Origin of the sequence: Vagococcus salmoninarum (genome assembly GCF_003987495.1) — a bacterium.
GTDB lineage: Bacteria > Bacillota > Bacilli > Lactobacillales > Vagococcaceae > Vagococcus_D > Vagococcus_D salmoninarum.
This window is the reverse complement of the sequence record NZ_NGJU01000001.1, coordinates 239088-265387: the sequence shown is the minus strand read 5'-3', so window position 1 is coordinate 265387 and position 26300 is coordinate 239088. Positions and strand designations below refer to the sequence as shown.

27 protein-coding genes are annotated in these 26300 nt (G+C 38.3%); 4 read left to right on the top strand and 23 right to left on the bottom strand.

Annotated features, from left to right (window positions below; genetic code table 11):
* Positions 1-17: 17 nt before the first annotated feature.
* The 3 genes from CBF35_RS01275 to CBF35_RS01265 are packed head-to-tail and all read right to left on the bottom strand — an operon-like array spanning position 18 to position 2253.
* On the bottom strand, positions 18-665 hold the full coding sequence (locus CBF35_RS01275; RefSeq protein WP_126778079.1) for an amino acid ABC transporter permease: 648 nt from the start codon (positions 663-665) through the stop codon (positions 18-20).
* A gap of 39 nt (positions 666-704) precedes the next feature.
* Positions 705-1502 carry a transporter substrate-binding domain-containing protein gene (locus CBF35_RS01270; RefSeq protein ID WP_126778078.1) on the bottom strand — a complete coding sequence of 266 codons (798 nt, stop codon included), beginning with the start codon at positions 1500-1502 and terminating at the stop codon, positions 705-707.
* Between the two features lie 13 nt (positions 1503-1515).
* A complete protein-coding gene (locus CBF35_RS01265; RefSeq protein ID WP_280530449.1) occupies positions 1516-2253 on the bottom strand; it encodes an amino acid ABC transporter ATP-binding protein in 738 nt (245 codons plus the stop codon).
* Positions 2254-2628: 375 nt separating this feature from the next.
* Between CBF35_RS01265 and CBF35_RS01260 the strand changes: the two genes are divergently transcribed.
* The gene (locus CBF35_RS01260) at positions 2629-3240 is read left to right on the top strand and encodes an ECF transporter S component (protein ID WP_126778076.1); all 612 of its coding nucleotides are present in this window, start codon (positions 2629-2631) and stop codon (positions 3238-3240) included.
* A gap of 30 nt (positions 3241-3270) precedes the next feature.
* Here the strand turns inward: CBF35_RS01260 and CBF35_RS01255 are convergent, their stop codons facing one another.
* Positions 3271-3939, bottom strand: a complete 669-nt coding sequence (locus CBF35_RS01255; protein WP_126778075.1) for a hypothetical protein — start codon at positions 3937-3939, stop codon at positions 3271-3273.
* Positions 3940-4115: 176 nt separating this feature from the next.
* A complete protein-coding gene (locus tag CBF35_RS01250) occupies positions 4116-5348 on the bottom strand; it encodes a hypothetical protein (RefSeq protein WP_126778074.1) in 1233 nt (410 codons plus the stop codon).
* A 301-nt stretch (positions 5349-5649) separates the two neighbouring features.
* Here CBF35_RS01250 and CBF35_RS01245 point away from each other — a divergent pair, with 301 nt between their 5' ends.
* Positions 5650-6240 (top strand): nitroreductase family protein, encoded by a 591-nt coding sequence (locus CBF35_RS01245; protein WP_126778073.1) that lies wholly within the window; start codon positions 5650-5652, stop codon positions 6238-6240.
* A 66-nt stretch (positions 6241-6306) separates the two neighbouring features.
* Here CBF35_RS01245 and CBF35_RS01240 read toward each other — a convergent pair whose 3' ends face one another.
* From CBF35_RS01240 to CBF35_RS01225, 4 genes are all read right to left on the bottom strand, one after another.
* Positions 6307-7230, bottom strand: a complete 924-nt coding sequence (locus tag CBF35_RS01240) for a nitronate monooxygenase (RefSeq protein ID WP_126778072.1) — start codon at positions 7228-7230, stop codon at positions 6307-6309.
* A 176-nt stretch (positions 7231-7406) separates the two neighbouring features.
* On the bottom strand, positions 7407-8294 hold the full coding sequence (locus tag CBF35_RS01235) for a fructose bisphosphate aldolase (RefSeq protein WP_126778071.1): 888 nt from the start codon (positions 8292-8294) through the stop codon (positions 7407-7409).
* Between the two features lie 252 nt (positions 8295-8546).
* Entirely contained in the window at positions 8547-9422 is an 876-nt protein-coding gene (locus CBF35_RS01230) for an SPFH domain-containing protein (RefSeq protein WP_126778070.1), read from the bottom strand.
* 110 nt (positions 9423-9532) lie between these two features.
* Positions 9533-9823 (bottom strand): ArsR/SmtB family transcription factor, encoded by a 291-nt coding sequence (locus CBF35_RS01225; RefSeq protein ID WP_126778069.1) that lies wholly within the window; start codon positions 9821-9823, stop codon positions 9533-9535.
* 137 nt (positions 9824-9960) lie between these two features.
* Here CBF35_RS01225 and CBF35_RS01220 point away from each other — a divergent pair, with 137 nt between their 5' ends.
* Positions 9961-10596, top strand: a complete 636-nt coding sequence (locus CBF35_RS01220) for a nitroreductase family protein (RefSeq protein WP_211345279.1) — start codon at positions 9961-9963, stop codon at positions 10594-10596.
* 66 nt (positions 10597-10662) lie between these two features.
* On the opposite strand, the gene CBF35_RS01215 is transcribed toward CBF35_RS01220, so the two are convergent.
* The 8 genes from CBF35_RS01215 to CBF35_RS01180 form a co-directional block, all read right to left on the bottom strand.
* Positions 10663-11625, bottom strand: a complete 963-nt coding sequence (locus tag CBF35_RS01215) for an acetylxylan esterase (RefSeq protein ID WP_126778067.1) — start codon at positions 11623-11625, stop codon at positions 10663-10665.
* 133 nt (positions 11626-11758) lie between these two features.
* Entirely contained in the window at positions 11759-12694 is a 936-nt protein-coding gene (locus CBF35_RS01210) for an alpha/beta fold hydrolase (RefSeq protein WP_126778066.1), read from the bottom strand.
* On the bottom strand, positions 12691-13230 hold the full coding sequence (locus tag CBF35_RS01205) for a DUF3278 domain-containing protein (protein ID WP_126778065.1): 540 nt from the start codon (positions 13228-13230) through the stop codon (positions 12691-12693). The genes CBF35_RS01210 and CBF35_RS01205 overlap by 4 nt, the downstream gene beginning before the upstream one ends.
* Positions 13214-13432, bottom strand: coding sequence for a helix-turn-helix transcriptional regulator (locus tag CBF35_RS01200; protein WP_126778064.1), 219 nt, complete (start codon positions 13430-13432; stop codon positions 13214-13216). Before CBF35_RS01200 ends, CBF35_RS01205 begins: the two co-directional genes overlap by 17 nt.
* Positions 13433-13669: 237 nt before the next feature.
* Positions 13670-15775: an amidase family protein gene (locus CBF35_RS01195; RefSeq protein WP_126778063.1), complete on the bottom strand. Its 2106-nt coding sequence runs from the start codon at positions 15773-15775 to the stop codon at positions 13670-13672.
* Between the two features lie 213 nt (positions 15776-15988).
* Positions 15989-17104, bottom strand: a complete 1116-nt coding sequence (locus CBF35_RS01190) for a lactate oxidase (RefSeq protein WP_126778062.1) — start codon at positions 17102-17104, stop codon at positions 15989-15991.
* A 54-nt stretch (positions 17105-17158) separates the two neighbouring features.
* Positions 17159-17863 (bottom strand): LrgB family protein, encoded by a 705-nt coding sequence (locus CBF35_RS01185; RefSeq protein ID WP_126778061.1) that lies wholly within the window; start codon positions 17861-17863, stop codon positions 17159-17161.
* Positions 17856-18248, bottom strand: a complete 393-nt coding sequence (locus CBF35_RS01180) for a CidA/LrgA family protein (RefSeq protein ID WP_126778060.1) — start codon at positions 18246-18248, stop codon at positions 17856-17858. Before CBF35_RS01180 ends, CBF35_RS01185 begins: the two co-directional genes overlap by 8 nt.
* A 173-nt stretch (positions 18249-18421) precedes the next feature.
* Between CBF35_RS01180 and CBF35_RS01175 the strand changes: the two genes are divergently transcribed.
* Positions 18422-19327 carry a LysR family transcriptional regulator gene (locus CBF35_RS01175; RefSeq protein ID WP_126778059.1) on the top strand — a complete coding sequence of 302 codons (906 nt, stop codon included), beginning with the start codon at positions 18422-18424 and terminating at the stop codon, positions 19325-19327.
* Between the two features lie 44 nt (positions 19328-19371).
* Here the strand turns inward: CBF35_RS01175 and CBF35_RS01170 are convergent, their stop codons facing one another.
* The 6 genes from CBF35_RS01170 to CBF35_RS01145 form a co-directional block, all read right to left on the bottom strand.
* Entirely contained in the window at positions 19372-19752 is a 381-nt protein-coding gene (locus CBF35_RS01170; RefSeq protein ID WP_126778058.1) for a DUF956 family protein, read from the bottom strand.
* A 124-nt stretch (positions 19753-19876) separates the two neighbouring features.
* On the bottom strand, positions 19877-20788 hold the full coding sequence (locus CBF35_RS01165; protein WP_126778057.1) for a PTS system mannose/fructose/sorbose family transporter subunit IID: 912 nt from the start codon (positions 20786-20788) through the stop codon (positions 19877-19879).
* Positions 20789-20809: 21 nt separating this feature from the next.
* Complete coding sequence (locus tag CBF35_RS01160; RefSeq protein WP_126778056.1) at positions 20810-21625, bottom strand: PTS mannose/fructose/sorbose transporter subunit IIC; 816 nt, start codon at positions 21623-21625, stop codon at positions 20810-20812.
* 36 nt (positions 21626-21661) lie between these two features.
* On the bottom strand, positions 21662-22645 hold the full coding sequence (locus CBF35_RS01155) for a mannose/fructose/sorbose PTS transporter subunit IIA (RefSeq protein WP_126778055.1): 984 nt from the start codon (positions 22643-22645) through the stop codon (positions 21662-21664).
* A 154-nt stretch (positions 22646-22799) separates the two neighbouring features.
* A complete protein-coding gene (locus CBF35_RS01150) occupies positions 22800-23297 on the bottom strand; it encodes a PTS sugar transporter subunit IIB (RefSeq protein ID WP_126778054.1) in 498 nt (165 codons plus the stop codon).
* A gap of 172 nt (positions 23298-23469) precedes the next feature.
* On the bottom strand, positions 23470-26298 hold the full coding sequence (locus tag CBF35_RS01145; RefSeq protein WP_126778053.1) for a sigma-54-dependent transcriptional regulator: 2829 nt from the start codon (positions 26296-26298) through the stop codon (positions 23470-23472).
* Positions 26299-26300: the final 2 nt, after the last annotated feature.

Sequence of the window (26300 nt, the reverse complement as noted above, 5' to 3'; positions counted from 1 at the left end):
ATTTTTCCTCCTTCGGTTTAGTTACTTAAAGCTAAGCGATTTTCAAGATACTTCATTAAATACGAGACTGGTAACGTCATAACTAAGTATAATAACCCAATCAAAGTGTATGTTCCAATTGTATTAAAGGTTGTACTCGCAATTAAATCACCTTGATACATCAAATCCATACCGGTAACCATCGCTAAAATTGATGAATTTTTAACTAAGTTAATAAATTGGTTGCCTAGAGGTGGAATCACCATTTTAAAGGCTTGAGGTAAAATAATATGCCACATGACAGCGACGTAACTTAAACCCGTTGAACGGCCAGCTTCCATCTGACCTTTCGGAATTCCTTCGATCCCTGCACGGACCGTATCTGCAATAAACGCTGATGTATATAAAGTTAAACCCACCGTTCCAGAAGTGAAGCCATCAAATTGAAAGCCATAGATTGGTGCCACGACAAAGAAAAACATCACAATGATCAACAGCGGAATATTTCGGAAAAATTCGACATAGGCAGTTGCAAAACGGCCTAACCATTTTAAAGGTGAGACTTGCAAAATTGCCATCACTGTTCCAATGATTAAACTAGCCACTAAGGCAATAAAACTTGCTAATAAAGTTATTTTTAGACCATCAATGATCATGTCACTATGTTCAGTAAAAAGTGTTAACATATTTATTGACTCCTTTCATTCATAAGTTAAGCAGCTAATTTAGTTAGCTTTCGGGAACCATTTATTAAATATTTCATCGTAAGTGCCATTGGCTTTTAAGTTAGCTAAGGCCTCATTCATGGCTCTGACAAAACTTTCTTGCCCTTTATTAATTGCGATCCCGTAAGGTTCGTCTGTAAAGATGTCACCTGCCAAAACAAATTTAGGATTTTCTTCTGACATTCCTAATAAGATACTATTATCGGTTGTCATGGCGTCCCCTTGACCTGATTGCAAAGCTGTAAAAGCTTCGGCATAGTTTTCTAATTCTAAAATTTTAGCCTCTGGAGCATGTTCACGAATATTAACTGCTGAGGTTGAGCCTTTAACAGCTAAGACTGTTTTCGTATTATCTAAACTATCCACCCCAGTAATATCACTGTCCTCTGGTACTAGTAGTGATTGACCGGCTGCGAAGTAGACATCTGAGAAATCAACGACTTCTTTCCGTTCCTCAGTAATTGTCATCGTTGCAATAATACTATCGATGTTCCCATTTTTTAGTAAAGGAATGCGGGTTTTAGACGTGACTTCAACAAACTCTGCCTCAGCAGACTCCCCAAGTAATTCTTTCGTCAAGGCTTTCGCAATATCAATATCAAACCCTTCAACTTCTCGGGTTTCGATATTCATTAAACCAAAGAGCCGCGTATCATTTTTGACACCCCAAACAATTTTATTCATTGCTTGGCTGCGCTCCAAGACATCTTGCGTTGCTAAACCAGACTTACTACAGGCTCCTAAGAAAAACACAATCGGTAACAGGGCTACGACTAGTAATTTATACGTCTTTTTCATTTCATCTTCCCTCCTAGTGATTAATTATTTTACTTAAGAATTGTTGGGCGCGAATATCTTTCGGTTGTTTGTAGAAAGCAACAGCTTCTTCGTCCTCTAAAATTTGTCCGTCAGCCATAAAGATCACTCGATCGGCGACTTCTCGAGCAAAGCCCATTTCGTGAGTCACAACAACCATCGTCATGCCAGCTTCTTTTGCCAAACTTTTCATAACTTCTAACACTTCCCCAACCATCTCTGGGTCCAAGGCTGAAGTCGGTTCGTCAAACAACATCACATCTGGTTCCATAGCTAAACTACGGGCAATTGCAATCCGTTGCTGCTGGCCGCCAGATAACTGTGAAGGGAAGGCATGTTTTTTATCTAGCATTCCTACTCGAGCAAGGAGAGCTTCCGCTTTTTTGGTCGCTTCTTCCTTAGTTTGTTTTAAAGCCTTGATTGGCGCTAAAGTAATATTATCTAAAACGGTTTTGTGAGGGTATAAATTAAAGTGTTGGAAAACCATCCCTAAATTTTTTCTAACATCATTTAAATTTGTGTTTGGGTTATGAATATCAATCTCGCCAATTGTTAATTCTCCCTCAGTAATTTCTTCCAATGCATTAATACAACGAAGCATCGTACTTTTACCAGATCCTGAAGGACCGATGACAACAACGACTTCACCCTTAGCAATCTCTAAGTTTATGTTCTTTAGAGCATGAAATTCACCATAGTATTTGTCAACATTCGTAAATTTAATCATTATTATCCTCCTTTGTTAAATAAAGCAAAAAAAGACTCCTCGTCTTTTCCTTTGGCAACTTAACAGTATTCTTTTAATTATAGTCTATATGAGAGTAGTTTGTAAAGTCGATGAGAATTCAAACGCTTACATTAAGTTATAATTAAAACGTTCAAAGACTAATAAATTAACATTTGTCAGAATATTCAATTTTTCCGAACAAAGATTTACTCATTGTATTCTCATTTAAAAGTTAACCTTTCTCATAATTTTTTATCAGTCATTTCACTTCTAAGAACTTTTTGAAACAAGTTGATAGACGACCGATTCCTTAACTGTTAATATAGTAGAGAAGTTAAGCAATCTACTACAATAACAATTTTTTGGAGGTACTTCTACTATATGAAAAATCGTCAAGTAACGTTAACAGCAATTTTCATGTCGATCATCTTTTTACTCGCCTTGACACCTTTAGGCTTCATTAACTTAGGCTTTATCAAAGGAACCATCGTTCACGTACCGGTAATTATCGGTTCAATTATTTTAGGTCCCCGAATCGGGGCATTTTTAGGTGGCTTATTCGGCTTAACTAGCTTAATTATCAATACGATGACCCCTTCAATCTTGTCATTTGCTTTCACACCTTTTATTCCCGTTTTAGGAACAACTGATGGCAGTTTATGGGCTCTCGTGATTGCTTTCTTGCCAAGAATTTTAATTGGGATCGTGCCTTTTTACGTTTATCAATGGACTTCACGTCTCTTGAAGAACAAACAACCAGCCCTACTTTTTCTTGCTGGAGTTACTGGTTCACTAGTCAACACCTTACTAGTTATGAATTTAATTTATTTCTTATTCCAAGACAGCTACGCTGCCGCTCGTGGCATAGAAATTGGGGACTCGATTTATAAAGCAGTCTTAACTGTGATATTTGTTAACGGCATTCCCGAAGCTTTACTAGCTGGCATTGCCACCTCAGCTGTTTGTAACGTCTTATTAAAACTAAAAAAATAAAGAGTTTTGGGCTAAATGTCCCAAAGCTCTTTATTTTGTCTTGTTTTCCCGTTCATAAGTATAAAAACGCTGAATCTGATTGTCAGTTGCCCAAGTTTCTGTTAATTGATTTGGGGCTTCTGGGTAGATTACAAAACTTTCTGTTAACTGTTGATTTTTAGCTAATTCTTGATTAATTTTTTCCAGCAGCTGTGGCTCATCAATATAACATGCCACTTGCTGACCATTGCTGACAATTTTAGAACTCAGTTCACTTTTTTTCAATGCTTGATTCGTCTGCTGATTGATTAACTGAGTTAACAACTCTTTTAACTGACCTTCTTTTTCTTCGTGACTAGCTGTTAAAGAGACATAGACCCCCTGAACTTCTGAGCTAACACTCGCCTTCTTCAAAACATCCCCAGGGTTATTTTCAATCTCCCTTAGTTCTTTTAAAAGAATGACTTCTCCTTGAACCCCAGTAAAAACATCCCGCAGCTCTTCCTTAATGACTACTTGCTTCCCTTGACTATTAATTTGAAGCTCAATCCGATTATCCCCTTTTGTTAAAAACCACTGACCATCTAACAATCCGGCTTTTTCAGCCTCAAGGGTCACTTGAGGTTCTAACTTCAGATCAGGTTTGACTACTTCAGGCACTTGTTTTGCACAACCACTTAAAAGCATCAGCAAGCTGATGACCAATAACTTTTTAGACATCTACTCAGCTCCCTTGTCTCTTCCATTTTAGCAACTTTTAAAAGAATGTAACCTTTTTTCAGTCTTTTTTAGTTGGGTTTAAGCTTTTCTTAACAATCCTCTAAATTTTCAATAACATAACCCTTTTTAAAGTAAAAAAGAAGCCATGACAAAAGTCATCGCTTCTTTCCTAGTTGTTATTTTTCTTTGACACTAGTCGCTAACGGCCACTTGTCGAAGAAAGTGTTCATGTAAAGCATTGGCATCATATAGACAAATTGCCCACCTAAGATACCTAACATTGGGTGACCTAGACCTAAGTCATTGGCGCCAAAAGGCATTAATTTCAAGAAAGTCGTTAACCATAGAATCCCTAGAATCGAACCAACTACTAAGACGACTACTAGTTGAATCATAATACGTTTAAAGGCTGATGGCATGACCTCTTGATTCGGGTAATCATCAAAGTGATGGTGCCAAGTTAACAAGACATTAATAATCGTTAACGTAAATGAAGCTACCGCTAAATCTGGTGCTAAATCAAGAGAATTTGCTAAAGGAGTTAGCAAACCTCGTAACAGCGGTAAGAAAGTGAAAGCTCCTGCTAAGGCAATGCCTAAGCCGATTAGTCCTGACCACGGTTGTTTACTTGTCAGTAATTTTTGTGGGTAGCCTTCGCCACCTTCTGCTGGTAACAAGAAGAAGAAGATAAATAATTGACACCAAGCTAAGGCAGTTGGCCAACTACCGAAAGGTACCCCTGTAATTGCTACACCTTCAACTTCTAAACTTAAGAAACTTGGTAAAATAAAGACAATCCAGTTAAACAATGCTAACAATAACCCTAAAGTCACTGTCCCGATAGCAACCGTCCAAGGCTCTTTACTATGTTTACTGAAAGGATATTTGCCAAACAAACTAACAAGGGGAATTTGCGCTAAAATAACTGATAGAGCAAAGAAGTTAGTGGCTGACCAACTTTTAATCGCTAGTAAAGCTTCTTCTTCACTGCCAGGTCGGAAAAGAACTTGCCAACTAAATGGGTGCCACCAAAGCCCCATAAATGTCACAAAAATTACAAAACCGATTAATCCGGCTAAAAAAGCTAATAAAGTGTAACGAATGCCTACTTCTGGCTGTTTCGTTGATTTTGTAAATTTGCCATAATTTCCCATATTTAAACTAAACCAAACCCAAGTGCCAATTACTAGCCAAAAGAAGGTTCCCTCAACTGCTTCTTTTAAAAAATGTCCTTGAGTTTCTAATGAGAGACTACTAACTGCACTGCCACCTACTAATAAAAAGAATTGTTTCCAGATCGTTGACCATGCAATCCATGCTACTGAAGCGAATACAAGCAAGAACGCCACAGTAACAAGTCCGCTTATTACTGGATGACTTAATCTTTTCTTCATTACGTATTTTTCCATTGACTTCTCCTTCGTTATCTTAAGAGTACAGAGAGCTACTAAGAACTATCACTGATCCTCTTGATTATGAATTTTCACTAATTATTGCAATCGATTCGTAAACGTTTACAAGGTTAAGTTTAAGCGATAAGGCCAGGAGTGTCTAATTACCCTTACTTATGGACTCTATTAATAATACTTGCAGCTTAGTTCACTTACCTGCCTAAAACAAAAAGGCATAAAACTTGTGACTCCGGCAATTTAACAGTATATTAAAAGTAATTGAGAACGATTATCAATTAAACTAAAGGAGTGTGTGTCAATGACTTTATCGATGACTGATGGGATTTTAAACCGTCGAACAGCTAAACGTAGCATGAACAACCAAGTACCACTTTCTTTAATTTATGACTTACTTGAAAAAGCGAGTTATGCCCCCTATCATAAAAGAGAACCTTGGTTGGCGAAAATCATTACGACCTCTGCTGAAAAAGACTTCTTATTTCAAGAAGTGATTAAAACGTTAAAAAGTAATGGCACCATCCATGATCGTGCTACTAACGATAAATTTACTAAGAAAATGAACCGTTTAATTATTGAAGCCCCGGCAACTATCATCTTCGCCCGAGAAATTATCAGCGACAATCACCGCTTAAACTCTGATGCGATTCAAGGCACAGCCGCTTTGATTCAAAACTTTTCTTTGTTAGCTTGGGAAGCTCAGCTTGTCGGTTTTTGGGCTTCAAGTGCCTTCGTTATGGAACCAAGCTTAAACCTAGCCTTAGGTTTTCCAGAAAACTATGAAATTATCGCTAACTACCGCTTAGGTTACCGTGATCCTGGCGCTCCTCAAGCAAAAGCTCAGAGACAACCTGTTAAAGCTTGGGCGAGTCCCCTCTTACCCCTTGACTAACATCAAAAAACCAGTTCCTTCCTTAGTGAGTCGCTCACAAGGCTAGAACTGGTTTTTATTGACCGTTTAAATGTTAAGACTGACTGCCTGGGCTTCTTTCATAATACTTAAGGTAATCTCGTTGGCAGACCGAACACTTTTAATGTTACCAGCAATTTGCCCGGCCATTAAAGAGCCATTTTCAACGTCACCTTCCACAACCGCTTTTCGTAAAGAACCTAAAGTCAATTCTTCTAAGACTTCCCGATCAACTTCTTGCTTCTCAAGTGCTAAATATTTTTCCGTCATTTTATTTCTTAAAGCTCTAACTGGGGCACCATTGTTGCGACCAGTAACGACAGTTGAAGTTTCTTGGGCAGCGACAATCGCTTGTTTGTAATTAGCGGAGATTGGACACTCTTCCGCTGTTAAGTAGACTGTTCCCATTTGAATGCCTTGAGCTCCTAAAGCAAAAGCTGCTGCCATGCCGCGGCCGTCGGATATTCCACCAGCACCAATTACCGGGATACTTAAAGCCGCTGTGACTTGGGGTAACAAAGCCATTGTTGTCACTTCACCAATATGCCCGCCAGCTTCTGTCCCTTCAGCAATCACGGCATCGGCACCTAATTCAGCCATTTTAAGAGCTAACTTGACACTTGGGACAACTGGAATGACAATCACGCCAGCCGCTTTTAATTTTGCCATATAAGGTTTAGGCGTACCTGCGCCAGTAGTAATAATCTTAACACCTTCAGCAATTAACACATCAATTAATTCCTCACAGTTTTTCATCATCAACATAACATTAACTGCAAAAGGCTTCTTAGTCAGGGCTTTCGTTTGACGGATTTCACTGACTAGCTCTGGGCCACTCATGCCACCAGAGGCGATAATTCCTAGACCACCCGCTTCTGATACCGCCCCAACTAAAGGCGCTTTAGAAATTTGAGCCATTGCTCCTTGAAATATTGGGTAATCAATTCCTAACATCTTCGTGATTTTCGACATACTTCTACCTACTTTCAATTTTGATGTAAGTAGTACTGCTTTAGCCAATCCCACCTACTTCTTACGTCTATTTTAAGCCTCTTTCTGAAGATACGCAACTTGTCTTCCGACTTTCAGCTAACTACTTAGAGTGAATAAAAAGAAATCAGCCGCAACTGATTTCTTTTTGTTGCTATTTACTTAATTGAAGCTTCATAAATTTCTTTAATCGACGTTCCTAAAGTTTGATCAAAATCACTGCGACTTTGAGAAACATTCAATCCTTCTGACAAGGCCCGGGAAAAGCTAGCAATCACACCATGGTTACGGCTTAACCTTTTATTCGCTTCAAAGCGAGAATAACCGCCAGATAACGCAACTACTCTTAAGACTTGTGGGTGATTAACTAATGATTCATATAAATTATCTTTAGTCGGAATTGTTAACTTCAACATCACTTTAACTTCAGGCGCTAACTGATTCAGCTGTTTTGTCAGTTCAATTAATAAAAGCTCTTCTGCTGCAACTTTCTCTGGACTAGTAATATCGACTTCTGGTTCAATAATCGGAATCAAACCGGCGGCAAAGACTTTTTTTCCAAGTTCAAACTGTTGATTAACGACTGCTTGAATGCCTGAAGGATTTGCTAGTTTGATTAAAGAGCGCTCTTTCGTGCCAAAGATGTGATGTTCCTTAGCTTTTGCTAGTAATTCCGTTAAATTCGGAATCGGCTTTAACAACTGCACACCATCTGCTAAATCAGCTAGACCTTTATCTATTTTCAAGAAAGATAAAATCCCTTTATCTTCCCACAAATAATCAGCTGTGGCTTTGCCAGCAACCTCCTTTTCCATCGTCCCTTCAAATAAAATCGCTCCTAAAATATGTTCAGAAGTAAAGGCCGGACTTTCCATAATTCGACTACGCATTTGATGAACTAAAGTAAACATCTCTTCTTCATTCGTGTAACTACCTTCAAGAACCCCGTAATTACTTAGAGCTTTAGGGGTACTACCACCACTTTGATCAAGAGCTGCAATAAACCCTTGTCCTGTTTCCATTCTAACTAATTGTTCTTTATTCATGTATTTCCAACCTCTTTCCTTTTTTATGACCAACAATTTTTTTCGCTTAAAACGTTTTCTAAATTGATTGTATCTCACTCTTGAAATAATTAAAACTAATATGACTCACGTTATTTTAAAGGTAAATAAGACCTATACCAATTATAGTTATAACATAATCTAGCGACGCTGACTTGATCCGCTTCGCGACTAAGCCCCTTGATTAAAGAGCAATAAAAAAAAGACCATTTCTGGTCTTTTTTTAATAGCTAACTATTCGCCAATGCCATCAGCTGCAATAATTGGTTGGGCACCTTTATCACTAATAATCGCCACAAGTAAATTATTAACTAATTTTAATTGTTGGTCTTGCGATAAAGTCATTCCTTGCTCATTAACTAAATGTTCAATTGCTGATTGAGTAATTTCAACGGCACCTTCAACGATTAATTTTCGAGCTTTTAAAATTGATTTAGCTTGTTGACGTTGTAACATCGCACTTGCAATTTCAGTTGAGTAAGCTAGATGAGTCAGACGAGCTTCAATCACTTCTACCCCGGCAACTGATAAACGATCTTGTAACTCCACCGCTAATTCTTGGGATATTTCAGTCACATTGCCACGGAGAGAAATTTCATCATCGTCTCCGTCATAAGAATACTTAGTCGCGACATGACGAATGGCTGTTTCACTTTGAATTTCAATAAAGTTTGCATAGTAATCAACTTCGAACAAAGCCTTAGCAGTATCAACTACCCGATAAACCACGACAGCGGCAATTTCAATCGGGTTACCGTCTAAGTCATTGACTTTCATTTTAACACTATTAAAGTTATTAACTTTTAATGAAACAGTTGTTTTCTTTGTTAAAGGAATCGTCATAAATAAACCTGTTCTACGAATCGTTCCCACATATTTACCGAAGAAAGTTAGTACTTTTGACGTATTAGGCGAAATAATCGTTAGGGAAGAAGTAAATAAGTAAGCAACAATTAGTAATAAAACTCCGCCTACAACTGGGCCAAGCTCTGGTTCCTCATAAGGAACAACTACTCCAAGGTACATTAAATAAAAAGCTGCTAAAACTAAACCAATCATTGCAATTAAACCGACATAGCCATTAATGGCAAATGCTTTTATTTCTTTCATTGTAAGACCTCTTTCTTTTAATTAAACTCTCTACCTAGTATAAACCTTCAATTGAACTTTCACAAATCAAACAGGCGGCTCTCTGAAGGGCGTTATTTACTACTAAGACTTCACTCTTGATCCATAATGACTAAGTTCAATAAATTCGGAAAGGCTTGATCAATTAATTGCTGGTCAATTTGATAGATTCTCGTCACTCCTTCTTTTCGCATGACAAGTAATTGGGCTTCCGTTAAAATTTTTAAATGGTGAGACAAGGTTGATTTAGCAATTTGATATTTATCATTTGTGATGCGTTTTTCGCCAGCTGCTAAGATACAACGAACAATATCTAAACGAATCGGATCACTTAACGCTTGAAATATCGTTAAAAGGTCGGGAACTTCTCTTTGTTTTTTCATAAATTCAATATAACATAGTTTACCTTTGATGCCCATTAACTAACTTAGTAAGTCACTTTCTTTACTTTCAATCCGACAAATGCTATGCTTTTGATTGTTCGATATAAATCGAACTAATGATTAAAGGAGGATTTCAAGTGACTACTTATACAACAAATGATTTTCAAGCAATCTTAAAAGGCCGTCGTTCAATTAGACAATTCGACGAGTCTGTCAAAATTTCCAAAGAAGAAATGACGAACATTTTACAAGATACGATTACCGCCCCTTCATCAGTTAACATGCAACCTTGGCGTTTTGTCGTCGCTGAAAGTTCTGCTGCTAAAGAAAAATTAACGCCCCTTGTCCGTTTTAATCAAAATCAAAATAATACCTCATCGGCAATGATTTTGATTTTTGGTGATTTGAAAAACTTCGATTATTCTGAACAAATCTACGGTACGGCCGTTGAACAAGGCTTAATGCCTGCGGAAGTTAAAGAACAACAACTAAGTGTCCTAACGCCACTTTACAAACAAATCCCTGCAGACAAAATGAAAGAAACCGTCTTAATCGATGGTAGCTTGGCTGCCATGCAACTGATGTTAATCGCCCGAACTTACGGTTATGAAACTAGCCCCATCGGTGGATTTGAACGTGATCAATTAGCGGCAGCCTTTGACCTTGACCCTCAGCGTTACGTTCCAGTAATGATCGTTGCGATTGGTAAAGGTCTTGATGCTGGCTACCCTTCTTACCGTTTACCTGTTGCTGACATTACTACTTGGGTATAACTTCTCAACTCAAAAAACCTTAGCTGGATTTTATCCTCAAGCTAAGGTTTTTTTACTATTAGCGTTTTAGATTGTCACGCCTGTGGCCCAACTAAACACTAAATCCGGATATCCGACATACATCCCTTCATGGCCGTATTCAGGCATGATGAGCATTTTTTTAGTTTTTTCTAAACGATTATAAATAGCGTACTGCGTCGAAGGCGGGCAAACATCATCTTGTAAGCCACACAACATCGTTACCTCAGCTTTAATCAGATGAGCAAAATTTTTCACATCGATATAACTTAACGTATTAAAAATAGTTTCGGCAGTCTCATAGAAAGGATCTTGAAACTTAAAATAGCGATGTAATTCAGAGTAGGCATCCGTGTCATATTTTAAACTTAAAACCCGTTTGAAATCCGCTAAAAAAGGATAGACAGCGAAAGTCTGGCTAATCTCTGGGTTTAAGCCACTAGCGACTAAGGCTAGAGCCCCTCCTTGCGATTCACCGTAAGAATATAAACGTTGGCGATTGACCCTTGACATACTAGCAACCAGTTGTACTAAAATATAAATATCTAAATACACATGACGATACAACAACTCTTCCGGTCCTTCAGTCATGCCACGAATAATATGACCTCTCACAGTATTCCCTTTCGATTGAGAATAATCTGTGGATTTTCCAGCTTGACCTCGCACATCCATCATCACAACCCCAACACCTTCTGCCACAAATTTTAAAGCTTCTGACCAATCTGGCGATTGCCCTTGATAACCATGAAATAAAAACATGATGGGACACTCCTTAACTCCCTTAGGAAACAACACTTTACTATAAATTTCCGATTGATCGTGACTAATAAAACGTAACTCATAACACTCAGCCACCCCTGAAGTTGTAGTTTTTCTTTGTAATTGATAACTGACTTCTTCAAGTTTTACTTTCTTTAACTCCTTTTGCCAAAATTCAGCAAAATCAGTTGGCACTTCATCTTGCCCTCGGTAACTCTTCATCTCTTCTAAAGACATACTATCTAACATCATTGCCCCTCCTTTTTGTTTGCGCTTTCACTATATTCTACCTTAAGATACTTTCTTTCTCAACAAAGTATAAAAGAAAACTATTTTCATCACAAAAAAGGCGACGACACTAAGCCACCACCTTCATAAGTTTTTATTTTGTAGTTGAAAATTCAGTCATTAATTCAGCAATCTTAGGAGCTTGAGTATGATGTAAGTAATGCCCACCTTCTAAGACATCAATTTTACTTTGCTTTACGTCTTTTACGATGTCTTGATGAAGTTCTAACCAACCTGGTGTATCTGTTAAACTTTCGCTAGCCAATATAAATTGAACAGGCAAATCTACAGGATATGTTAGTTTAGCAGCTTTCTCAAAGTTAGCTGACATCGACACAGCTTCATTCAAAGTAGCTTCCGTACCAATATTTTTTAACGCTAATAAACGGTTTTGTTCAACTAATTCAGTAGATAAGGGTGGTGTAATAATCGTTTCCGGTGAGATTTTTGCCAGCAGTCGATAAATACCAAAATCTTTCAAAACTTTAACACTAGCACTTTGCGTATCTTCCGCTCCTCCTTGGGCCGGTACACTACTATCTAGGCCAATAAACGCCGTGACTTCATCTCGGTATTTATTAATGTATTCTAAACTATAAATACCGAAAATTGAATGGCCCATTAAAGTGTATTGACTTATTTCTAACTGCTCTAAGGCATCATGAAGCTCGGTTGTGATGTTCTCAATCGAACGTTCCCGACTTGTATCATCACTTAAGCCATAGCCAAAAGGTTCGACTAGCACTACCCGATAATCATTTTTTAATTCAGCTGTTAGTTGCGTAAAATCAATGACTGGTGCGGGAGTCATAAAACCTGGCAACAAAACAATAGTTTCCTTGCCTTCGCCAATCATCGTGACATTTATTTTTTGTCCCACAACTCTTACTTTCTCTCCATAACCAACTATTTTTTGACTCTCTTTTTTCAAACTAACTTTATCAATTACGTAAACACTCCCAAAAAATAAAACAATTATACCTACTAAACTTGCAATCATAATACCGATAATCGTCATGATTTTTTTCATTTTTCTTCCTCATCCTCTGCTGATTCTTCGTATTTTTTTATTTTTAAAAGAGCTAATCCGTAAAAAATGACGCTAGTTAAAAGAAAACCAAAAACAATCAATTTTAACAAGTCACTCCAACTAAAACTAAAGGCTTCCCCTAAGACTAAAGGTAGAATCACACTCATTAACACAAAAACTAATAAGGTCATACTAACACCTTGGAAAATCGCTGTCCTAATAGCTCTTTTTTTATAAACTTGAAGATCTGCTTCATTCTCAACTTCTGTCACGTTTAAACCTAATTGACGCATTTTAACATAGACATAAATTGCCACTAAAAAATTGATAACAACTAACCAAATCGTTGCAAAACTAATTTCTTTTTTAATTGTGTCAGTCACAATTAAAATTAACAAGAGTATCATGTCACTGAACCAGAGGAGTAAGGCCATCTTCGTTAATAGATTTTTAATCCCTTGGATTTGATATTCGTCACGCTGACTACTAATTCCTAGTAACCGTTCTAGCCATTGATTTTTATGATTTGCTTTCATCTTCTTCACCTTCCCTAACTTCCCAAAACAACTGGTTCAAATCGGTCCCTAAGGCTTTTGCCAAATTCAAACACAAGTCGAGGGATGGATTATACTTATCATTTTCAATTAAATTAATCGTTTGGCGAGCCACAGATATCTTCTTGGCTAACTCTAATTGGGACAGCTTAGCTGCTTTGCGATAACTTTTCACGCGATTCATTTAACCACTCCTTTGTCACTTATATATGACATATTATCTTTTAATTATAAGAATGTCAAATATATATGACTAAACAAAAAAAAAGCTTACGTGTTGATTCACGAAAGCTTTAATTATTAGCTATTTCATAGCTTTACTAATTATCGAGTGGCGAAGTACAACGATTGGTATTGGCTCAAGGTTTCTTGAAAAAAAACTGTTCCCTTGCTACTAACAGCCTTAGGGAACAGTTTATTGTTAACGTTGAGACTTATGTTTCCGGCGAAGTATAACAAAGATACTGCCTGAAAGACTAATACCAAATAAACTTGCTCCCCAAGGTGATTTTCCTCCTGTTTTTGGCAATTTAGGTTTAATCTGCTGATTGTTTTTTTGACTTGAGCTACTTGCCCCTGTGGATTGACTTAGTCTTGGTTCAGATGTACTACTTTCACTCGTTGTCTCACTTGAGGCTGATGAGCTTGTCGTTGATTCAGACGTACTGCTTTCACTCGTTGTCTCACTTAGGTCTGATGAACTTGTCATTCCTTCAGACGTACTGCTTTCACTCGTTGTCTCACTTGAGGCTGATGAGCTTGTAGTTGATTCAGAAGTACTACTTTCACTCGTTGTCTCACTTAGGTCTGATGAACTTGTCATTCCTTCTGACGTACTACTTTCACTCGTTGTCTCACTTGGGGCTGATGAGCTTGTCGTTGGTTCAGAAGCACTACCTTCACTTGTACTTTCAGTAGTGTCTGAAGCGCTTGTGCTTGGCTCTGTCGGCTCTCCCTGATCTAAAGGATGAAGCAATCTAAATTGCCCTTCCTCTTCAAAAAGTTCACCAAATGCTAGTAAAGTTAAATCTTGATCTTTAGCAGCTGTTAGTTGAATCCCTAAAGGTAAGCCTGCAGGCGAGACATACGTTGGCAAGCTCAGAGCTGGTTGTCCCGTTAAGTTGGCTTGTTGGGTATAGGGGGTTAAAGTTAAGGCTTCTAACCACTGATCGTAAATCAATTGCTTCCGCTCAGGTCCAGCTAAATTCTCAATCTCAGTCAATTGTTGTTGATATGCTTCCGACATTAAAGGATTGCCGATTTCTGGGGCTGTCCAAGCAGTTGTTGGAGTTAGAAAAATTGGGTACTCTTGATGAAAACGAGCCATTTCCGCCCCTACTTCTTGATTAAACTCCCAAGCAGCTGTCACTTCATCACTAGTTGTGACTTTACTTGTTTGATAAAGTCCCCAAGTTAATAATTCCACATCATCAATGACTGCATCCCGTTTCAATGTTTGATTGGCCAGAAAATTTATTATCCCCATAGAACCTGCGGCAATCGTGTAGTAACTTTCCATTAATTTTACACCGTCAACAGCTGGTTCTGCCGCTTCAACCGTAAAGCCTTGGCTTCGTAAAAAGGCAACTGCTTCCGTAACCGCCGCTTCCGCTTCCGGACTCACTGGGGTTCCAACTGGTGACTTAGTCGTATAACCAATTTTTAAGGACTTTAAATCAGTTGGTGGTTTAAGAGCTACCCCTGGCACTTCTAATTCTTGAAAAAGCTTCTCCGTATCTGCCATGGAACGAGTCAAAGCAAAATGCCCAGTTTGATTACGAGGCGACCCACTATTTCCAAGAAGAATCCCTCGACTTGGTTTCAAACCAATCGTACTTGTCCAAGAAGCTGGAATCCGGATGGATCCACCGGCATCACTACCGGAAGCGACTGGGACCATCCCATCAGCAACACTAGCTGCCGAACCACCAGAAGACCCTCCTGCTTGAAAAGCAGGATTCCAAGGAGTACTCGTTGGGGGGCCGTACATCCGAGCGTCACTAACATTTTTTAAGCCCATTTCCGGAAAATTAGTTTGACCGATAATGATAAAACCAGCCTCTTGTAAGGCTTTCGTAAACCGCCCGGTGCCGCCAGCTACTTGGTCTTTTAAAAAGCCAATACCGTTGGTGTTAGATTCACCTCGTAACGTATGACCGAGGCCTTTTAACAATAAGGGCACCCCTAAAAAAGGTTGCCCTGTATCAACTAATTCCTCAGCTTCAGCTAAGGCTGCTACTCGACGAGTAGTGATGACCGCGTTGTACTGGGGATCATTTTCACTAATTTGATCTAAAGCTAGCTGAACTAATTCCCCACTTGTGACGTGACCACTACGGACCATTTCTGCTAACTCTAAGGCGGTCGCACGATTATACCTTTCTCGACTAATCCCCCTTGTTTCTACAGCGCTCTGAAAAGTAGCTTCTTGAGCAACCACCGAGTTAATGGCTAAACTACTAAAATTACTAAAGATAATTACTAACACACTTAAAGGTAACACTAACTTCCTTTTAAACTCTCTCATTTATTTGAACACTCCTGACCTTGATTTTTACGTTCAAATGTAATTTAACATAGGAAGACTCTTAGACTGTCCTTTAAAATTTATCTTTCACTAAAAACTGCCGATTACCAGCTTTCAGGCACCTATAAAAACAATATAGTTTCTTTCCTCTCTCGGAAAAAAACAAAAAAAAGCAACTTAAGTAAAAACTTAAGCTACTTTCTTAACTATTATCTATTTTTTCATATCGAAAAGACGAGCCTTTTTAACATCTTTAATAGTTTGAGTCCCCGCCAATTGCATCACGCGTTTTAAATCTTTTTCAAAGTACTCTAGCACTGATTTAACACCTTTCCAACCACCTAAAGCTAGTCCGAATAAGACAGGACGGCCAACTGCTACAATGTCAGCTCCACTAGCCAAGGCTTTAAAGATATGTTCACCACGACGAACACCACTGTCAAAAATAATCGGCACACGACCGGCGACTGCTTCAGAAATTTCAGCTAAGGTATCAAATGAGCCTGGTGCTTGATCGAGTTGACGACCACCATGATTTGAAACCCAGACACCGGCAGCCCCAGCACCAATTGCAATGTTTGCATCTTCTGGAGTTTGAATGCCTTTTACTAAAATCGGTAAACCTGAATACTCTGCTAAAAACTTAACGTCTGCAGCTTCAATCTTTTGTTTCGATTGAGCATAAATATTATTTAGAGACATGTTTTTTCCAGAACCAGTTAAGTAACGAGAAACGATTGGCATGCCGAAAGGATAGACAAACTTGTTTAACATGTCTCTTTCACGGTTACCGCTTAAAGTCGCATCAGCTGTTAAGATAATCGCTGTTGCTCCATCAGCTTTGGCTTCGTCTAAAATATTTTTATTCATTTCTTCGTCTTTACTCATATAAATTTGGAACCAACGTGGATTGCGATTTAAGCCTTTGTCGATTTCTTCAAAGGTCGCTCCTGAGTAAGCACTGATTGACATGATTGTGCCACCAAACTCTGAAATTCCTTTAGCGGTTCCCGCTTCCTTTGTTGCGTGAGCTAAGCCGTGAGCTGCGATTGGTGCCATAATAAAAGGAACTTTCAAATCAATTCCTAGAACTGATGTGGCAGTATCAGGATTTTCGACATTAGCTAACACTCGTGGTAAGATGCCTTTATTTAACCATGCTTCGTCATTTTGTCTTAATGTAAATTCATCACCTGAAGCTCCTGACATGTAGTCAAAACCTCCTTTAGGAACAACAGCACGGGCTTCTTCTTCCAAACGATACGTACTAATTACCTCAAGTTCTTGTTCGATTGTTGGTGCGTCATATTTAATTGTTTGCTCTGCCATTATTATCAACCATCCTTTGCTATTTTTAGTTTTTAAGTTCCGTTATACCTAAGTTTAAAATAATAAATTAGTAATCGGTGCTGTCAATGGTACGAGAATCACGACGACAATTCCTGTCACCACAATCGACAAACCTGACATTGCCCCTTGAACTTCACCAAGTTCAATCGCTTTGGCAGTTCCCATTGCATGAGAAGAACTACCTAAAGCAATGCCTTGTGCTACTGGGTCATTGATTTTAAAGACTTTGAAAACAGTTGGTCCAACTAAGGCCCCGATAACACCAGTAAAAACTACCACTGCCACTGTTAGTGACACAATTCCCCCTAAGGAGCCTGAGACTCCAACGGCAATCGCTGTCGTTATCGATTTCGGAATCAATGTTGCTACCATACTGCGATCAAAATGGAACAATAAAGCAAATAAGTAAATCATTAATGTGTGAAAAATCACACCTGAGAAAATACCAGTTAAGATTGCTTTGTAGTATTTTTTTAAATACACAAAATTTTTCTCTAGCTTAATTGCTAAAGCAACTGTCGCCGGAGTAACAAAGAGACTAAAAAATTGGCCACCTGAACGATAAGTTTCTAAAGAAATATCAGTGACTAATAATATTAAAATAATCACAATAATCGAAAAGACTAAGGGGGTAAACAAAGGATTTGGCCATTTAGCATTTAACTTACCAGCTACTAAGTAAAGGCCTGCGGTTAACACAATCCACAAGTAAGGACTCATCAATAATTCATCAAACATGACTTTCTCCTCCTTTACTAGTCTCACTGCCTTGATCACTCCGCTTTTTAACACTTTGAACAATCCGCCCAACAAAGGCAATCATCAGAATAGTAGTTACTGCCATAATAATTAACAGTTGCCACCAAGTATTGGCTAAGACACCAAAGTTAGCTAAAAGCCCGACTCCTGCTGGCACGAAAAAGATGCCCATATTATTAGTCAGCCACGTTCCGACATCATCAACTTGCTCCATCTGTAACCAGTTATAATGTAAAGCGAAAAATAGTAAGACCATGCCAATCACACTGCCAGGTATTGCAATATAGTTAGCTATTAAAGTTGAAACTAGTTCGCCTAAGAGTGAAAATAAAAAGATCCAAAAAAGTTGTTTAATTAACTTCAATTAAGTCACGCCTTTCTCAACGCTTGGTAACGTTTCAATGGCATTACTATAGCACGGGGTTCTTTCTTTGGATAATACTGTTTATTTATGATATTATAAGTAAAACTTATGCGAAGAGCTTTCTTATAACTATTGTTTATGTGTTAAAATTCACAATCAACGGAGGAATCACTTTGAATTTAAAAGACTTAACTTACTTTAAACACCTGGCCGAATCTCTAAGTTTTACTACAACCGCTAAGCATTTTTATATCTCCCAACCGTCCATTTCACTGGCTCTAAAACGCTTAGAAGATGAACTTGACACGGTCTTAATTGATAGAAAAAGAATTCACAAGAATCTTAGTTTGACTGAGACTGGTGAAATTTTACTGAAACATTCCAAAAAAATCTTGAAATCAATTGATGAAGTAACAGAAGAAATTCATGATTTTAAACATCAAATTGTCTACTTTGGCTTTCTACCAACGATTGGTGGCCATTTTATGACCCAGTTAATGCCCTATTTAACTAAGTTTGCTTCTTCGATGAAATTGATCGAAGAAGAAAGTTCCGACGTGATGTTAGACTTAGTTCGTAGCGGTCAAGTCCCTATAAGTATTATCGGTAGCGATGTGGAACTAATTCCTGAAGAGGATATTATTCAAGTGCCACTAACTCAAGAAACCTTAGCTCTCTGGGTTTCTAAAACCAATTCTTTAGCTGATGAATCGTATTTGACTGCAGCAGATATTCAAGATCAATTATTTATTTCATTAGAACAAGGCTACACTCATCAACGCATTTTTGAGAAATGGGTGACAGACAATCGCTTGGAAGCCCCTCAAACCCTTTATACAAAAGAAATTCAAACAGCTTTAGCCATTGCCTCTTCAACAGATATGGTTGCTTTTATGAGCGATATCTTAGTCAAAGATCGCTCGAAGCTTGTGCGAGTACAGATTGAAAATGGCCCTAAATTTTATTTGAGTTTAATTATTAATCGTAAACTTCATCATCTTAATAATTATCAAAGTGAGTTTAATAGTGTCTTACTGGAATTAGCCACAGATTTCAGTCAAGGAAACTTAGGTTTGTAAGCAAAATAAAAAAACATCAGCTGACATTATCAGTTGATGTTTTCTTATTTTGTTTTCTTTTTACCAATGGCTTTAAAGCTTCGTTTAAGAACGTCTGTTACACCTAATGACTGCTTCATCTGCTCTGAAGGCACATACTTGCGAATCCCTCGTAGGACAGTTTTAGGTTCCTTAGAAGAAAAAGTATACGTGCCATTCTTCTTTGTTTCAATGGCATAACGAGGAATCCATTTGCCTTTAAACATGACTGACGCTAAGACGTAATTAACTTCTTCCCAAGGGATTTGAATAAATTTCCGCTTGTCACGATCGTTATAAAACTCAAAACCTTTGTCACCAATCATTATTTTACCGTAATCGGTTAAACCTGTGAACGCTGTGGCGTCCATAATTAAATCGACTTTAGTATTGATAGATTGAACCATTTCTTCGCCTCTTCCTCTTAGTCTCTACTAATTAATTATACCTTACTTACTGACATAACTCCTACTATAAATTAACTTAATAAACAAAAAGCTCGGGACTAAGCCCGAGCCCAAAAAAACAATTTTATAGTAAACCGATTAAATGTCCACCAATCCCAACAACGAATAATCCTAAGATAATCACGATTGGGCTGACTTTTTTCTTCAGTAACCACATACAACCGAATGTTAATAATAACGGTGCTAAACCTGGAATTAATTGATCCAAGTTATCTTGTAAACTAGTGACTTTATCAGCAGATAGAGCTAAACCTTGACCAACTTGCTCAAAGGCTGAACGAATGCCTTCGCCGCCAGCCGGTAGTTCATTCCACTTAATGAATGCACCATCGTCTAGTTTAACGACAGAAACGATTGGTTGGAATTGAATCGAAACCCACCGCTGAACGAGGGCAGCTAAGACGAACATTCCAAGAATTGAAGCTCCTTTAGTAACATCTTGTAACAAGCCACCAGAAAGGTCATCAGTGATTTTAGAACCAGCTTTGTAGCCGAATTCTTGAGTGTACCACATGAAAGCCCAACGAATTAAGTTCCATGCAACGAAGAAAATAATTGGTCCCATAATATTACCGGCCATAGCTAATGATGCGCCTAAGGCTCCTAACATTGGGCGAACAGTAAACCAGAATACTGGATCACCAACACCAGCTAAAGGACCCATCATACCAACTTTAACCCCTTGAATTGCTACATCATCAACTGGGGCACCATTGGCACGCTCTTCTTCAAGTGCTAAAGTTACACCTAAAATTGGTGAAGCAATGTAAGGGTGAGTATTAAAGAATTCTAAGTGACGTTTCAGCGCTGCTGATTGGTCTTCTTTACTTGTATATAATTTTTTAATTGCGGGAATCATTGAGTACGCCCAGCCACCATTTTGCATCCGTTCGTAGTTCCAAGAACCTTGGATAAACGTCGAGCGCCATGCTACAGCTAAACGATCTTTTTTAGTTAATTCAATTTTTTCTGCCATTTTTCTTCTCCTCCTTCAGGATTAATAGTCATTCAATATGTCGTCTAATGGGTCACCAGAATTGCTGCCGCCACCATTTGAAGAGCCACCCATTTTAGATAGGTTCAAGTAGATGAATGCTAAAGCAACACCAAGGGCACCAAGAGCGATTAATGTTAATTGTGAAATCGCCGCTACGACGAAACCAATTGCGAAGAATGGCCAAACTTCTTTTGTTGCCATCATGTTAATAACTAAAGCGTAACCTACGGCAACAACCATACCACCACCGATTGCCATACCGTCTGTTAACCAAGCAGGCATTGATTCTAATACCGCTTGAACTGAAGCAGCTGGAATAAATAGTAATGCTGCTGCTGGAATCGCAATCCGCACACCTTGCATTGCAACTGCTGATAAGTGTAAGATTTCGATTTTTTTAATGTTGCCTTCTTCAGCTGCTGTATCCATCATGTGGACAATTGGCACAGCTAAGGTACGAACAACCATTGTTAAGAATAGGCCAGCTACTGCTAAAGGTACTGCAATGGCGATTGAAGATGAGACTGCATCTTTAACTGAAATATTTTCAGCTCCTAAAGCTTTAACTAAAATAATTGCGGAAGCAACTGATGCTAACGCAGCATCTGGTGCAACAGCTGCACCAATGTTCGCCCAACCAAGTGCGATCATTTGTAGTGTTCCTCCAAGAATAATACCAGCGGTTAAGTTACCTGTAACTAATCCGATTAACGTACATGCTACTAGTGGTTGATGGAATTGGAATTCATCAAGAATTCCTTCCATTCCCGCTAGAAAAGCAATTAATATTACTAAAATAATTGATATAATAGACATAATAAGCCTCCTATTTAATTTGAGTTTGGTGTGACATTACCCTTTTGCTAATTCTGACTTAGCTTTTTTAATTAATTCATCCATGTTGGCACTTGAATCATTTGGCACTTTACGGACATCAAATTTAATCCCTTGAGCTTTCATCGCTTCAAAAGCTTTAACGTCATCGTTACCTAATGATAAGACTTTACTAACAACCACTTTACCAACTGAGTGCGCCATTGAACCAATATTAAGTTCTGAAATCTCAACACCGCCATCGATTGCTCGTAACACATCTTGAGGATTTTCAAACAATAATAAAGCTTTCGTATTACCAAAGCGAGGATCTTTTGAAATTTCAATCATTTTATCCACTGGAATAACATTCGCTTTCACACCTGGAGGCGCTGCTTGTTCGATTAATTTTTTACGCATGTTGTCTTTCGCAACTGCATCTGAAACAACAATAATCCGATTTGGTAAAATCGATTTTGTCCAAGCCGTTGCTACTTGACCATGTAGTAAACGTGAGTCAACACGAGCCAAACCAATTTTCAGTTTGCCATCGCCAACAACTGTGCCAGCAGGTAAACTTTTTTGTTTTACTTCTGCCACAACTGGTTTTTCCACAACTGTTTCTAAGCTTTCAGGCTTCACTTTCAAGCCTTCTTTTGCTACTACTAAAATGTGTTTAGCAATCTCATGAGCTGAATCCATTGATAAACGTGAAGCGTAGGCTTCAATTAGCATTGGTAAGTTTAAGCCAGAAACGATGGCCCATTTGTCTTTGTTGTCTTCAAACAAGCTGTTCGCTTGGTTAAATGGTGTGCCACCCCATAAATCAACTAAAAATAGCACTTCGCTACCTTCACCAAAAGATGCAATTGCCTCTTCTAGCTTCGCTTTTAAATCGTCCGGTCCTTCACTTGGCATTAATGTTACTGCTTTGACTTTCTCTTGTTCACCGAAAATCATTGAGCCTGATTGCATGATGCCTTCAGCAAATTCGCCATGACTTGCAAGAATAATTCCTACCATGTTTTAATCCCTCCTAAATAATTTGTCTTCATTTTTCAAATAGTCATCACGATAAATGATTAATAAAATAAAAATAGCTGACTTGATGCCTATTCAATCCATGACCGTCAACACCCTAACGAACCACATCCTCTCAAGCTGATCTTTTAAAGAGCTAAATGACTTTAGCTTTTTTTAAAACATCCATTAAGTTCTGTTTACTATCAGTAATTACTTTACGAATTTCTAGCTCAATACCGATACTATTCAGAAATTTAAAAGCCACTAAATCTTCTTTATTAACGGCAACAGTGTTAGAAATCATTTTCTTACCTGCTGTGTAACCCATGGCTCCAATATTAATTGAAGGAACAAAAATTCCCGCTTTGACAATATCGGCAACTTCCGTTGGGTTCGTAAACAAAAGAATGACACGAACATCGTTAAACAATCGATTGGAGTATATTTCAATCATCTTGGCCACAGTTATGACATTGACTTTAATATTCGGTGGCGCCGCTTGTTGTAAGAGGGTCTTCCGTAAATTATCTTTCGTCACTGCATCACTGACAACTAAGATCCGTTGAATATCTAAACGTTTGGCCCAGACTGTCGCTACTTGACCATGAACTAGGCGATCATCTATTCTGACTAATCGGATATCAATTCCCAAAACACTCCGCTCCTTTAACTCAATGTTCTTGACTCTCCTTAATATATGCAAGTTCCGTGCCAACTCTAGTGTATTCATTAGAAAGGCTGCTATTATTACCTTTCCCCTATTCTAAGACAAAAAAACAATACACTGATTAGTGTATTGTTTAGATAGGTATACACTAAGTTGATTATTCCATTAGTGTATTGTTTAGTATTTGTAATAAATAATAGCGTTCGCCCTCTGGCACTGAGACTAGTAAGGCTTCTTCAATCAGATTAGTCTGGGTATCAATCAGCTTCGCCTCTGGATTTTCACGATCATACCTTTCCTCTGGTGGTAGTGTTAAGTAATCTTCTTTTAGCAAGCGCTCAATCATCGCCCCTAGATGAGTAATCATATTAATTCTAAAGGCATGTTCTTCCGCGATTTGCCTTAATTCAATCAATTGGCTAGTAAACTCCCAAAATACTGGCAGCACTTTAATGGGATTGATGAAAGTAAATTGTTCACTTAAATAAGTTTCACAAAATTGCCACGTCTGAGTGTCGTCTAAAACCGTTGCTTCAAAAAGTTCCCCTTCGGCATCAATGACTAACTCTTGTAAAATGCTTTTCGCTTCACCAGAAAAGAGTAATTCCATAGGGATGTAGCTGACACCAATTTCTGGATCGACAATCCCAGTCACAGCTACTAAGTGATACTCAGCTTGTAGCTCTTTCAAAACTGAGGACATCTCAACAACCGAGATTGGTAAAACTTCTAAATTGGTTTCGCCAAATTCAGCCAGATATTTTTCAATAATTGATTTCATCCGCCGAGCGGTTCCTTGACCTGATGCACAGATTGCCACAATCGCTTTTTTCAATTCCTGTGGTTGTAAGCTAATGACAGGAGTTTCGACAACTGCTACCTCAGGATTAAGGGCGTCACCGTAACCTTGGAAATTCTTAACTGACTGGAATAACATATCTAAATCAGTATCTAATAGTTCAGTCTTACGAGCAACTTCTAAAACCACAGCCGTAGTCACCATATCAATCGTGCGAATTTGGACCCCGGTTCGGCGATAGATTTCATCACCAAACGTTCCTAAAGAACCCATATCAACGAGTAACATGACCCCACTCCCATTATCAACGACTTCAACAGCTTTGATGATTTCTTCTAAGGCTGTCTTTGGTTTCATTTCTAAAGGCATGTCGACTGCTAATAAATTATCACTGCCAAATAATTGCTTAACGACTTGTACCATACTAGATGCCGTACTATTGCCATGGGCGGCAACAATGACTCCAATCCGACCTTTGCCTTTTTCTTTTTTCAAAGAAACGAGCAAAATCGTTAAGTATTCAACTTCTTCTAACGGGATTTCGATTTGATAATCTTCCAAAATCAACTGTTTAATAATTAAGGCCACGTCATATTCAGCTGGATACTCGATGACCATTTTCCGAATACTTTCGTTCCGTTTACGATCTTCCGGCCGTTCCTCTTTAATTTGATGACGTTTTAAAAACGAACTAATATGCAAACTCATGGCGTAAATAAAGTTGACTTGAAAATGATCATTTAACTGTTCTTTCGCTACTTCATAAACTTTCTTTGTGAGATCAATAATCTTTTGTTCAACAATTTCTGCTAGTTTGTTCTCAATGTCAAAAGTTAAGCCATGGTTTTTGTAAAAAGATTTCAAATGGACATTAATATCAGTCATGATGAACTGATTAATTGATTCTTGGTCAACCCCATCTTCTTTTAAGACTGAGGCTTTTTCCCCAATAATTTGATAAAGGTCATATGGTAATTCATAAGCATCAATTAAGTGAGGCAGCAAGTTTTGATTAGGTAATACTGCCATCACTGGTTCTAATGACTGAGACAGTTCCGCTAGCATTGGTCGATTATTTGCTAAGTGGCTTAAACCTACTTTAACTTCTTCCGTTAAGTCAGTTAAAGTAATCACAATTTCTTGTTGTTCCATTTGGCTTAAAAAACTACGAGCACAAATTAACTGAATGTTTGATTTTAATTGCCCTACGTTACCATAAGTCACACTGCCAATTAAAGCTTTAACAACATCTTCCGTTAAGGAGATTTTGCGCTGAATTCGTTCGGCTTCAATGCCGACCATCAACTTGACTAAGTCAACCTTTTCTTTAGTTTGTCTTTGGTTAAAATTAGGTAACTGGATACTAATAGGAATCCGTCGGACAAAGGTGCTTAACAAATAAGAGGTCGTATCTTCAGTCGTAGCGCAAATAATCCGGACTTCCGCTTTACGCTCTTTCATCGTTTCCCCTAAGCGATTGAACATCCCATGATCCATAAAGTAAAAAATCATCTCTTGGCCTTCTGGTGGCAAGCGGTGAATTTCATCTAAGAACAAAATCCCCCCATCTGCTTTTTCGATTAAGCCTTCTTTGGCAGTGACCGCTCCAGTAAAGGCGCCGGCAGCATAGCCAAATAAATGACTCATTAAAAGTTCTGAGTTATGGGCGTAATCGGCACAGTTAAAGACAACTAGCTCTTGGTGACCGGTGATAACCCCTTTCGCTTTAGCGAATTCAAACATAATATGAGCAAAATGCGTTTTCCCAGAACCTGTAGCACCAGTAATTAAACAATTTAACCCTCGAGGTGGATATAAAATTGCCGCCTTAGCTTGTTCGATAGGAACTTTCATACTGCCCTTGCCACCAATGACTTGTTGGAAAATATCTTCTGTCAGCTCTGGCCCTTGGCTTTGAGGGACTTGCTTGCCTCGACTCTGACTTTCAGAGTGCAAGGTTGGCGAAACTAAGCGACTTTCAATATAACGAACAGGTCGCCCATCAATCTTAGCTAATAAGCCATCTTTAACTAAACCGTTGAGATCTTTACTTGCATTTGACCGTTGTATGTCAAATTCATCAGCAACTTCTTGGGTAGTAATGCCACTTTCTGCGGTAACATCCTTTTCCTTCAACCCGCTAGTCTGTTTGCTGACATATAAATAGATCTTTTCACTACGTTTCATTC